An 11,847-nucleotide genomic window follows, 5' to 3' on the forward strand; every position below is an offset into this window, starting at 1 on the left:
CTAAGCATGTAGAAAGCATTGTAATTGCTTGTTTGGACGGGAGTTCGATTCTCCCCGGCTCCACCTATGCCCTCCGTAGCTCGAGATTTGTCGAGAGCGAAGGAGGGCTTTATTATATTAACTACTCATTTCAATAATTCTACAAATATTCCTACGGAGGGCTTGCTCCTCCGCTAAAGCTTTAGCGGCACGCGGGCGTTGGATGCCGATCCATTTTTTATTGCACCCATTATTTCTCCGTAGCTCAAGATTTGTCGAGAGCGAAGGAGGGCTTTATTACATTAACTACTCATTTCAATAATGCAATAAATTTTCTTACCAAGGGTTTGCCCCTCCGCTAAAGCTTTAGCGTGTTATCCTCTTGCTCTACATTCTTCGTCCTGCAAGCAGGACAAAAAATGTAAACGTTGTGCGCCCTACCCTACTATCAAAATGCTACAAAAGCATTCAAAATTAATTTTTCCTGTACTTTTAAGGTTAATACTCATTTTGGATACCACAAATAGAAACAATCAAAGGAAATATATATGGAAGCATCGATACTTTTGATAAAAACAATTTGGCCAAGCGGACTTAACCTATTTTCCTTTTTTAGAAAATGGGTTGTGTCCAAGATCTTTTACAATCGATGCGCTTTGCCCAATCCCGATAGCTATCGGGAGAAGGGCAATGGGCGGAGTTTGTGAATTAAACAAAGCCGCAGTTTTTAAAAACCATAGTTAAATGTATTCATAATCCTAGAATATGTATCAAATTTATAATATAAAAAACTCAATTTAATAAACATAACTATTTTGTTATATAACATTTTTGTTATATATTTGCTATGTGAAATCGAGAGCTCTCATACGGATGGTCGAAAAAGATGGCTGGTACATTGTAAGGACCAAAGGAAGCCATCACCATTTTAAGCATCCCAAGAAGAAAGGTCTTGTGACCATACCGCATCCTAAAAAGGATATTCCTATTGGAACGGTAAAATCGATTCTAAAGCAGGCCGGGCTAATATAGTCGCAATCTGTTTAATCATTAATTAAAATTGTAAAAGACATAAAAAGACTTATGGCTAAATCAATCAAAGTATTCGTAGAGAAGGCGGACGATGGTACGTACTGGGGCACCACACAGAACATCCCAGGAGTAGTAACCGCTTATGGCAATTCATTAGAGGAGTTAAAAGAGAATTTAAAAGTCGCTTTTGATGATTATTTGGAGATAGCCGAAGAACAAAAAGAAGAGTGGGTAAAGGATGTAAAGAAAATGACCGATTGGGATTATCAAATGGATTTGCAAGCCTTTTTCTATCTTATTCCAGAAGTCAAAATTTCCGCAATCGGCAAAAAAGCTAGAATCAATGAATCCCTAATGCGCCAGTATGTTACCGGTAAGGCCGCTGCTTCTGAGGAAAGAGTCAAACTTATTGAAAAGGTTATCCATGAATTGGGAAGGGAGTTGCAATCAGTATCGTTTTAAAAATTGCATTCATGGAAATCAAGATTATCAAATCGCAAGAACAATATAGAACATACCTTAATCGGATGAATGAAATATTTCATGCAGACGAAGGTACACCTGAAGGCGAGGAATTGGATTTATTAGCTCTTGTATTGGAAAAATATGAGGATGAGCATTATCCAATCGATGCGCCAGATCCTATTGAAGCCATACGCTTTATGATGGAACAAATGGGATTGGATGATAATGATCTGGGCAAGATCTTAAGTAGCCGGAGTAGAGCTTCGGAAATACTCAACAAAAAAAGGAAATTAAGTATTACTCATATTCGCAAACTTACGGAACACCTTAAAATCCCAGCAGATGTTTTGATCAAAGACTATGATTTAGCTTCTTAGTCATTTAAAATCATAACAAGCTCTCCGAAACCAAAGTCACCTATTCGGTGAGCATAAATAACAAACCTTTCGTAAATCCCTATATACAAGTAATTTGAAAGATAGGTTCAAGTCTTCCCGGCTCCACCTATGCCCTCCGTAGCTTTAAAACAGGAGTATAACGAATTAAACTGTGACGTCTTGTTATGACCATCGTCCTTCCTGGATTTTAATTTCTTTTTTTGTTCTATTAGGTACTTTATGACGTCAAACTGCCGAAACTGTCTTGCGAAACTTAATGCGGTTTGGCCTCTGTAAGTGGCATTGAGATCCGCACCCTTTTGTACCAGGTATCGGGCCATTTCCAATTGCCCATATTTTGCGGCATACATCAAAGGGGTTTTATCCGCACAAACGCCCTCTATGTTGGCGCCGTTTTCAACAAAATAGCTCAAGGATTTCATCGATTTTAACTTGATGCTTACGGCCAAATAATTATACTTTTTGCTGTCTCCTACTCCCACACATTCATTGATGCGCTCTGCCGTAATTAAATGTTTTAATTTTTCAGTTCGACCATACTTTATACTCCAGGCAATTTCATTGGTTAATTCCTGTCCATAAGATGTGCTTCCTATTATGGCAATAAAGGATATTAAAATCAACTGTTTAAGACATGAAATCATGATTGGGATAATTCTATAATCAACAATTGTATAAAGTGATTTTTTCGCTGTCTATCTCAAAGATAGAAGATAAAGCGCATTAATCCCATGACCGCATAGCTACAATTATGTTAAAAGTAAAAGCGAAATTGACCTTTCTTACCTATACCTGTTTATTCTAAAACATGAATATTTTTGTTACCACAAATCACTTTTAATTCATCTGGCCAGATAGACACAGTTACTTCACCCAAATGCGCGCATCTTAAAAGGTACATATAGGTTCTTGCCTGACCAATTCCTCCTCCAATACTCAAAGGAATTTCATCATTTAAAATGGCCTTATGGTATGGAAGTTTTAGAAAATCTGTCTGCCCGGACAGCTCTAATTGGGCTTTCATGGTGTCTTTGGTAACACGAACACCCATTGAACTTAACTCATGCCTCCTTTTGGTTACAGGATTATATACCAGGATGTCGCCATTTAGTCCGTGCATTTGTTCGCCATTTATTATTGTACTTGGAGTAATCCAGTCGTCGTAGTCCGCAGCACGCATCTCGTGGGGATAGCCATCTTTTAGTACGGATCCAATACCAATAATGAATACGGCGGGATATTTTTCCAGAAGCTTGTCTTCCCGCTGCTTTCTGGGCAGATCAGGATACATGGCCAGGATCTCTTCAGCGTGAATGAATTTGAGTTCTTCCGGGAAATCAGGAAATTTTGGATCTGCTAATTCCGGAAAATGCTTTCTGGCCATAACGCCGGCGTCCCTAATTACCTTCCAGATTTTTCTTACAGTATCTTTTAAATAATCTAAGGTACGGTCTTCTTCAGAGATACACTTTTCCCAATCCCATTGATCAACATAGGCCGAGTGATCATGATCAAGAAAATAATCTTTTCGGATCGCTCTCATATCAGTATTAATACCCTGCCCAACCTCACAATCAAATTGTGCCAAAGCCATGCGTTTCCATTTTGTTGCCGCCTGCACTACCTGAGCCTCTATTCGCTCAGGTAAACCCAGTCCTACAGGAAATTCGACAGGTGTGCGAGAGCCGTCGCGATCCAGATAATCATTAACACCACTATCCTTTCTAACAATTAAGGGTACCTGAACCATTTGCAGATTTAAAGCCTTTGCAAGACCCTTCTCTATAAAGTCTTTGATCATATATAACGCTTCCATCCTCTTTAGCGGGGGTAGTATTGCTTCATAGTTATCAGGAAGGATTTTGTTTACTTCTTCATATGTGCTAATTCCGGGTCCGGCTAAATCTGATCTTTTTTCTTGCATGATTACTTTTTTTAATGTTGGATAACGGAAAAATTTCGCTCGCGAGGTACTTACCCCATGTCCAATTACCTTTAAAATTAGCTAAAAGAGGCCTAAGAAAATGTGATAAATCTCATATATGGAAACTTTTAATCCATCCCAGGCTAAAGCCAAAAAACACCCCATCAGCTCCAAACATTACTTAAAAATCTTTTTGCGGAAAAAGCAATAATTTCTTCAGGATGATCTACATCATTTCATAAGTAACACAATATGAATTCCTTTGAGTATCATTTAAAAGCATAATTATGAAAACGCTAATCCTTCAATTCATTTGGTTGTTCCCCCTTTTGGTAATCTCACAAATTAAAACCGGCGACGACATCACCATTTCTACTCCACAGAACGATGATATCTACCTTGCGGGCAAGGATATCAGCATTGATGCAGCTGTAAAAGGCGATGCCGTAGTAGCCGGTAGCTATATCACCGTAAATGATACTATTTCTCAAGATCTGATCGTAGCCGGTAGCGACATTATTATCAAAGGTTATGTTGCAGACGACATACGTATGGCGGGTGGTAAACTAACCATCGATGCTGAAGTCGGTGATGACGTTATCGTTGCCGGTGGTGAACTTACGATTTCCAAAGATGCAGTTATTAAAGGTAACCTGATAAGCGTCGGGGGCAAGACCATAATAAATGGAGTGATAATAGGAATGCTCAAAGCCAGAGCAGGTGAACTAAAAATGAACGGTATTGTCGAAGGCGACGCCATACTGTACGGGGAGGATATTAAAATTGATGGAGAAATATACGGGACCTCTGAAATTGTGGCCGAAGAATTGGAAATAGGTGAAAATGCTCAATTTCATGAAACTGTTTCCTACTGGACTGAAGACGGTCAAGTCGAATTTAAGAATTCACTGGTCAATACAACGGCCAATTTAGAGGAAAGTCTGATGGAAGAGCATGAGGAATTTCCATGGAAATTCTTTGGTATAGCCGCTTTTGGCTTTTGGATCTTTTATTTACTTTCCGCATTTTTAGTCATCCTCATATTAAATTATGCTTTTAAAAATCTTTTTGCAGAAGCAGTTACCTATATCGATAAAGAGTTCTGGAGAAGTCTGGGCTATGGTTTTATCTACCTCTTTGGAATGCCATTGCTTATTGTATTAAGTTTTGTGATCCTAATAGGCATCCCCGTTGGCTTATTCCTGTTTTCCGTTTTTGTCTTTAGTGTACTGTTCGGGCATCTAATCGGGGCCTTACTACTCACCTATTATTTAGAAAAACGCGATGGGCAAGCCTGGGGGTATTGGAAAACCTCGTTCATTGCCATGGCCTTTGCTATTGTGATACGATTATTGACTTTTATCCCCTTCCTGGGAAGTCTAATTGCATTCCTTATAATGGCAATAGCCTACGGATTATTGGCCTATACATTATGGCAAAGATGGAATAAAAATAACATTGAATTAGCTAAAGAATGATAGCATCTAAAGCAATACGAAAAAAAGTTTCCATTGTTCTCGATGGTACTGTATTAAAAGGAAATTTAGTCGTTCCGGAAAAAGCGATTGGCATCGTCATATTTTCCCACGGAAGCGGAAGTAGCCGACTAAGTCCAAGAAACAATTATGTGGCAGAAGTTTTACAGAATAAACAACTGGCTACGCTACTCTTCGATCTATTGACCGAACAAGAAGATAGCATCTACGAAAACAGGTTTAACATTGATTTATTGACAATGCGACTCATTGACGTGACCCAATGGGTACAACAGCAAAATGAGATAGGAAACTTACCCCTTGGTTATTTCGGTGCCAGTACCGGAGCAGCCTCTGCCTTGCGGGCTGCAGCTTTTTATAACAAGGAAATTAAAGCAGTTGTCTCAAGGGGTGGACGGCCAGATCTTGCGCTTCCGGAGCTTCACAATGTAACTGCTGCAACACTTTTTATCGTAGGCGGCTGGGACGAAGTGGTCATAGGTCTCAATGAAAAAGCCTATCGGAAGTTACAATGTGAGCGAAAATTGGAGATTATACCTGAAGCCACCCATCTGTTCGGAGAACCCGGAAAACTGCAGGATGTAGCCCGAATTTCCGCTGACTGGTTTAGGGCGCATTTATTGAACGATAAAAATTAAAACAATGTTCGAAGATAGAATCGATGCAGGAATACAATTGGCAGAAAAGCTAATGAAATTTAAAGATAAAAATGTGGTAGTACTTGCTGTTCCCCGGGGTGGTTTGCCCATCGGCGTTATCATAGCCAAGGCACTGAATGCGCCTTTAGACGTGGTCCTCACCAAAAAAATAGGGCATCCCTATCATAAAGAATATGCCATTGGCGCGGCAAGTCTGGAAGACATAATTCTGAGTGATACCTTAGGTGTTTCCAAAAACTATATTGAAAAAGAGACCACGAGAATAAGAAAAAAACTCAAAGCAAGACACGCACAATATTATAAGCATCACTCTCCCGTAAATCTGGAAAGCAAAACAGTAATCATCGTCGATGACGGAATTGCTACAGGCAATACCCTTTTAGCCACAGTAGAACTCATAAGCAAACAAAAGCCCGAAAAAATTGTGGTGGCCATACCTGTGGCCCCTGACTCAGGAATAAGTAAGTTTAAAAACAGCCCAAAGGTCGACGAAACCATTTGCCTTCTTGTTCCCACTAATTTCCAGGCGGTGGGGCAATTCTATAAGAAGTTCGAACAAGTTTCTGATCAAGAGGCCATTTCCTGGTTAGAGCAGAAAACCATAACCGAGCCATAATAACAGTTTTGTTATTCCGGCTTTTACAACAACAAAGGAACCTTCTCCATAGCCAGGTTTAGGAAATTGTATTTCATCCACCTCATCCAGATTTCCAAAAAGAGTTTGGTTGAATTCCAGGTCTTTGAACCCTGCTTCTTCTAATAATTTTTGTATTCTGTCTATCGTATAGAATTTAGCCTTGGCAAAGAAGGTACTTCGATGGCGTTTCTCTATATACTCTTTCGCCACACTCCGCTCCTTATCTAAAAATCCGATTAAAATGGCCCCGTTGTGTTTTAAGACCCTTTCTGCTTCGGCAAGCGCAGCTTTCATACTATCGAAATGGCAAATGGTTACAAAAAGTACAAAATCAAACTGCAGGTCGGCATATGGCAGTCGTTCAGCTAATCCCTGGATGACCTCGACCCCCCTGTTGATGGCCTTTTCAGCCATTGCACTGGAGGGCTCAACACCTTCTTTAATACCAAGCGGAACGGAAAATCTGCCCGTTCCCAAACCTACTTCAATACCCCGAATATTTTCCGGTAGTTTTCTTAATTGTTCCCTGATTGCTGCAAGTTCGGATTGGTAGACCTCTGGATAGTCTTCGTACCATTTTTCGTATTCTTCTACGTAACGATTAAAAATTTCTGTATGTGCCATGATCTTATCTTTATGATTTCCTTAAAGATCATAAGAATTAAGTCCATATGAAATGACCTTAATCAATAGGTAGAAATTTTTGTTGTTTAAGATGTTTTGAAACTCCGTTTCAAGACTTTATTGATACTAAAATATCAGTTACCGGAACCGATAGTAACAGTGGCATTACCCTCTCCGGCCATGAGCATTACAGCTATATCTCCTTTTTCAGCAGCAAGGTGGCCACCCGTTCCGGCGGTGGTTGTAAAATTAATTTTGAAGCCTTCACTTTCCAGGGTTTCCTTATATTTCTGGAGCGCATTAGCAGGAACATTTTCAAAAATAACAACCCAGTTATTCGCATCATCAATTTCCTGGGCAGTAACACTTATTACATCGCCGAATTTAAATTCGGGTACTTCACCGGGAACTTCTTTGGGCCAGCTGTTCATAGTAGCATCGGTAGTAAATGTACCTTCATCGGTCTTTATCACCACTTTTTCATCATCGATGTCTGCCTCTGCATCATCACCAAAAGACTTTTCTATGATCTTCTCACCGGTTTTTTCACTTGTTCTCTTACATGATTGAAATACAATTGATAAACTCATCAGGCTTACTAACATCACTACAAAATTGAAATTTAGGTTATTGTGATTTTTCATTGGATTTTATTTTTTGAATTAGAGTAACTATTTTTTGTTTTTCCCATGGAGTTTCAAACCCTGAGAACGAAATCAAAAATAGAACACCAAAAAACCCTTTACAATGATGTAGGTCATCATCAGTAGATTGATAGGCATCAAGCTCTATCCGCTTTTAAGAAAGTAATTTTATTTTACCCGAATAAATGAGCCCAATTGGTGCATATAGCCAATGTGAAGTAGTTTCATCTGCCATAGAATATGCAATAAATTATACGGATTTCATGGAAAAATTATTTATGTATAGCCTCTTCTAAGGATTAAAATTGGAAACTTTTCTTTGCAATCAATCTAACCGAATTTTATATGCCAATCTATTTAAAGAAAACGAATTTTATAAATACCTTTATGAAAAATAACCCGCTTAGGTTTATTATTAAAAAGTCACTAAATTATAAGTAATTTGGTGTATACACCGGGGATTAAAAAAATGATATGAAAGCACTTTTTTTTACAAGAGAATTTCCTCCCTATGTTTATGGAGGTGCCGGGGTACATGTGGAGTATTTAGCTGCTGAATTAAGCAAGCTTATGGAACTGGAAGTGCGTTCGTTTGGGGATCAGGATGATAAAACGGAGAATCTGACGGTCAGGGGATATCCCTATGACAACCCCGTTTTTGACAATTCCAATGATAAACTTAAAGCTGTATTAAAGACCTTAAGCACAGGAGTGCAAATGAATGCTGATCAAATAGATGCCGATATAGTGCATTGCCATACCTGGTATTCGCACTTTGCCGGCATTATGGCCAAATTACTTTATGGCCTTCCATTGGTAGTCACGACGCATTCTTTGGAACCTTTAAGACCCTGGAAAAGAGAGCAATTAGGCCGGGGGTATGATGCTTCATTGTGGATTGAAAAAACAGCGATAGAAATGGCTGATGCCGTGATAGCTGTATCTAAAGAAACTAAGGAAGATGTGCTGAAATATTTTGATGTAGATCCGGATAAAGTTGAAGTAATATACAATGGGATAAACCTCGAGGAATATGTAACCACCGACGAAACTGCTGCTCTGGATAAATACCATATAAATAAGACCAAACCCTACGTCCTCTTTGTAGGGAGAATTACACGACAAAAAGGAATTATACATTTGGTAAATGCCATCAAATATATTGATCCGGATACGCAGGTTGTTTTATGTGCCGGAGCACCCGATACCCCTGAAATTGCAAAGGAAATGGAAGACAGCGTTGCCGAAGTAAAGAAAATCAGGGACAATGTGATTTGGATAGCCGAAATGTTAGATAAAAAATCAGTGATCCAGCTTTATTCACATGCAGATGTTTTTTGCTGTCCTTCTATCTATGAACCCTTCGGCATAATCAATATTGAAGCCATGGCCTGCAACACAGCAGTTGTTGCCAGTGCTGTAGGAGGAATAAAGGAAGTGGTGGTAGATGGTGAAACCGGTATCCTGGTGCCATTGGAGCAACAAAGCGAAGCACCGTTTGAACCTGTAGATCCGGATAAATTTGCACGCGATCTAGCAAAAGGAATTAATGACGTCATAAAAAATAAAGAAATGCAGCAGTCAATGGCCAATAAAGGCAGAAAAAGGGTAGAAGAAACATTTGACTGGTCGGCGATAGCCAAACAAATTGAAACTTTATACAAATCTTTAAAGCATTAATAAATATGTTTACAAATAGCGTTCTAGGAATTATATTAGGTGGAGGTCAGGGATCAAGGCTGTTTCCATTAACAGAGAAGAGATCAAAACCTGCAGTACCCATAGCAGGTAAATATCGATTAGTTGATATTCCAATTTCTAATTGTATTAATTCGGAAATTAAGAGAATGTATGTGTTAACACAGTTTAATTCTGCCTCCTTAAACAGACATATTAAAAATACCTATCATTTTAGTTTCTTCAGCAAAGCCTTTGTAGATGTTTTAGCAGCGGAACTAACAATGACCAGTGGCGATTGGTTCCAGGGCACGGCGGATGCAGTCAGACAGAGTATGCATCATTTTTTGCAGCATAAGTTTGACTATGCTCTAATCTTATCGGGGGATCAGCTGTATCAAATGGATTTTAATGTGATGATCAACAGGCATATTGAAAGTAATGCAGAAATTACCATAGGTACAATTCCTGTTCATGCGAATGATGCACCTTCTTTTGGGATATTAAAAAATGATAACGAAGATAATATCACCTCCTTTATTGAGAAGCCATCATCCGATTTGTTACCCGACTGGCAATCAGAAGTTAGTGAAGAAATGAAGCAGGAAGAGCGCTATTATCTGGCTTCCATGGGCATTTATATATTTAATCGCGACCTTCTTATTGAACTTATGAATAATCCGGACACCATGGATTTTGGCAAGGAGATCATTCCGCAATCCATAGGAAAACACAAAGTCATAAGCTATCAATTTGAGGGCTATTGGACGGATATTGGAAATATAGATTCCTTTTTTGAAGCCAATCTGGGTTTAACGGACAGTATCCCGAAGTTTAACCTGTATGACACCCAGCGCGTTATTCATACAAGAGCCAGAGTTTTGCCTACTTCCAAGATTTCAGGCACACAGATGGACAAAGCGGTCATTGCAGAAGGGTGCATAATCCATGCAACCAAAATTGAGCGATCAGTAATTGGAATACGTTCCAGAATAGGTGCTGACTCAACCGTTAGTAACACCTATATGATGGGTTCCGATTACTATGAAACTTTGGAGGAAATTGAAGAAAACCATATTAAAATACTAATGGGAATAGGAGAGCGATGTACTATTAATAATGCCATCATTGATAAAAATTGTCGCATTGGAGATGATGTAACAATAAATGGGGGTCCGCACCTGGAGGACATGGAAACTGATAATTATGTCATTAAAGATGGTATTGTAGTCATCAAAAAGGAAGCTGTAATTCCAACAGGTTACAAAATCTAGCCCTGGCCGAAATAACTTTTTAAGAATGTAAAAACCTGTTTTATACAGGTTTTTATTTTAGAACCTTATCCACGCAAAAAAACTCCAACGCACCATGGATCCGGGACACATCAAATCCTCTAAGTGCATCCGGTGAATGAAGGTGTTGACCCGCAAGGGTTGATTTCATACCTAATATTGGTTGGTCTTTGTACAGAGATAACAGAATATCTCTTTCCTTCTGCCTTAAATAAAAACCATAATAGATTTATTGTATATTTAAATCGTTGATTAATTTAAAATATACTTAACTAATAAGGAATGGCAGATAAAGAGAATTCAGTTACAAGACAAGATCCCAATAATTATTGGGAGCAATTGGAGCGATTGGAAAAACTAATACGGGCATCAGAGCTTAAAGCCGGTGTTATATTTTCTTTTCATGGATTAATTTTAGGCGTGTTTTTTGACAGGTTAGAGCAGCTTCGCCCTCTTTTCCAGGAAGGGGCCGTATTTATTATCTTGGCCTGTTTCTGGATGATCACCTCATTGATTTCTATATACTTTTGTTTTAAGTGTTTTAAACCTCAGATTACCAAGAAATATGAAAAAAATGTGCTTTTCTTCAGAGATGCGGTATACTCATTCGGAAGTATAGAGAAATACACTAAAAATCTAATCGAAATATTTGGTGAAGAAGAGGAATTTTACACCCAATTAGGTCAGCAAATTTATATAGAAAGCATGATTATTGATAAGAAATTCCAACATGTAGAAAATGCCATCAAATACTTTGCGCTGAGCTTTATCTTTATAATAATAATTGTTATCGTATGGTTTATTCATTTGTATTTGTAATTAAAGCTTAAGATCACAGATCATACCATTTCAACCTTCAATTAGTTAAGCTTCTTCATTCATGTAATTCAACATAATAATCCAAAAATAAGTATCTTGAACCTATGAAAAAATACGTAGTAACACTTGCTCTAATAGCACTTCCTTTTTTTGGCCAAAGCCAGGCTGCGAGGCAAATAGATTCTGCAGGAGTATATATCC

13 protein-coding genes and 1 other RNA gene are annotated in these 11,847 nt (G+C 38.5%); 10 read left to right on the top strand and 4 right to left on the bottom strand.

What is annotated here, in order from left to right; all coding sequences use genetic code 11:
• From ssrA to Q0X89_RS14030, 4 genes are all read left to right on the top strand, one after another.
• Positions 1 to 66: a transfer-messenger RNA gene (ssrA, locus tag Q0X89_RS14015) on the top strand; the annotation flags it as partial.
• Positions 67 to 828: 762 nt separating this feature from the next.
• Positions 829 to 1,011, top strand: a complete 183-nt coding sequence (locus tag Q0X89_RS14020; protein WP_297695243.1) for a type II toxin-antitoxin system HicA family toxin — start codon at positions 829 to 831, stop codon at positions 1,009 to 1,011.
• Between the two features lie 51 nt (positions 1,012 to 1,062).
• Positions 1,063 to 1,473, top strand: a complete 411-nt coding sequence (locus tag Q0X89_RS14025) for a type II toxin-antitoxin system HicB family antitoxin (RefSeq protein ID WP_297695245.1) — start codon at positions 1,063 to 1,065, stop codon at positions 1,471 to 1,473.
• A gap of 11 nt (positions 1,474 to 1,484) precedes the next feature.
• The gene (locus tag Q0X89_RS14030) at positions 1,485 to 1,853 is read left to right on the top strand and encodes a transcriptional regulator (protein ID WP_297695247.1); all 369 of its coding nucleotides are present in this window, start codon (positions 1,485 to 1,487) and stop codon (positions 1,851 to 1,853) included.
• 107 nt (positions 1,854 to 1,960) lie between these two features.
• Here the strand turns inward: Q0X89_RS14030 and Q0X89_RS14035 are convergent, their stop codons facing one another.
• Together Q0X89_RS14035 and asnA are read right to left on the bottom strand one after the other, a co-directional pair.
• The gene (locus Q0X89_RS14035) at positions 1,961 to 2,518 is read right to left on the bottom strand and encodes an ankyrin repeat domain-containing protein (RefSeq protein ID WP_297695249.1); all 558 of its coding nucleotides are present in this window, start codon (positions 2,516 to 2,518) and stop codon (positions 1,961 to 1,963) included.
• A 152-nt stretch (positions 2,519 to 2,670) separates the two neighbouring features.
• Positions 2,671 to 3,798, bottom strand: a complete 1,128-nt coding sequence (gene asnA, locus Q0X89_RS14040; RefSeq protein ID WP_297695251.1) for an aspartate--ammonia ligase — start codon at positions 3,796 to 3,798, stop codon at positions 2,671 to 2,673.
• 287 nt (positions 3,799 to 4,085) lie between these two features.
• On the opposite strand from asnA, the gene Q0X89_RS14045 reads away from it, so the two are divergent.
• The 3 genes from Q0X89_RS14045 to Q0X89_RS14055 are packed head-to-tail and all read left to right on the top strand — an operon-like array spanning position 4,086 to position 6,569.
• Positions 4,086 to 5,276 carry a hypothetical protein gene (locus tag Q0X89_RS14045; RefSeq protein WP_297695253.1) on the top strand — a complete coding sequence of 397 codons (1,191 nt, stop codon included), beginning with the start codon at positions 4,086 to 4,088 and terminating at the stop codon, positions 5,274 to 5,276.
• Entirely contained in the window at positions 5,273 to 5,932 is a 660-nt protein-coding gene (locus tag Q0X89_RS14050) for a dienelactone hydrolase family protein (RefSeq protein ID WP_297695255.1), read from the top strand. Before Q0X89_RS14045 ends, Q0X89_RS14050 begins: the two co-directional genes overlap by 4 nt.
• 4 nt (positions 5,933 to 5,936) lie before the next feature.
• Positions 5,937 to 6,569: a phosphoribosyltransferase gene (locus Q0X89_RS14055; protein WP_297695257.1), complete on the top strand. Its 633-nt coding sequence runs from the start codon at positions 5,937 to 5,939 to the stop codon at positions 6,567 to 6,569.
• On the opposite strand, the gene Q0X89_RS14060 is transcribed toward Q0X89_RS14055, so the two are convergent.
• Positions 6,540 to 7,214: a class I SAM-dependent methyltransferase gene (locus tag Q0X89_RS14060; protein WP_297695259.1), complete on the bottom strand. Its 675-nt coding sequence runs from the start codon at positions 7,212 to 7,214 to the stop codon at positions 6,540 to 6,542. The two genes, Q0X89_RS14055 and Q0X89_RS14060, sit on opposite strands and share 30 nt — an antisense overlap.
• A gap of 134 nt (positions 7,215 to 7,348) precedes the next feature.
• Positions 7,349 to 7,858 (bottom strand): hypothetical protein, encoded by a 510-nt coding sequence (locus Q0X89_RS14065; protein ID WP_297695261.1) that lies wholly within the window; start codon positions 7,856 to 7,858, stop codon positions 7,349 to 7,351.
• Positions 7,859 to 8,332: 474 nt separating this feature from the next.
• On the opposite strand from Q0X89_RS14065, the gene glgA reads away from it, so the two are divergent.
• From glgA to Q0X89_RS14080, 3 genes are all read left to right on the top strand, one after another.
• Positions 8,333 to 9,538, top strand: a complete 1,206-nt coding sequence (gene glgA, locus Q0X89_RS14070) for a glycogen synthase (protein ID WP_297695263.1) — start codon at positions 8,333 to 8,335, stop codon at positions 9,536 to 9,538.
• Positions 9,539 to 9,543: 5 nt separating this feature from the next.
• The gene (locus Q0X89_RS14075; protein ID WP_297695265.1) at positions 9,544 to 10,809 is read left to right on the top strand and encodes a glucose-1-phosphate adenylyltransferase; all 1,266 of its coding nucleotides are present in this window, start codon (positions 9,544 to 9,546) and stop codon (positions 10,807 to 10,809) included.
• A 300-nt stretch (positions 10,810 to 11,109) separates the two neighbouring features.
• Positions 11,110 to 11,646: a Pycsar system effector family protein gene (locus Q0X89_RS14080; protein ID WP_297695267.1), complete on the top strand. Its 537-nt coding sequence runs from the start codon at positions 11,110 to 11,112 to the stop codon at positions 11,644 to 11,646.
• Positions 11,647 to 11,847 lie beyond the last annotated feature (201 nt).

The sequence above is a fragment of the uncultured Eudoraea sp. genome, from assembly GCF_947258525.1.
Classification (GTDB): Bacteria; Bacteroidota; Bacteroidia; order Flavobacteriales; family Flavobacteriaceae; genus Eudoraea.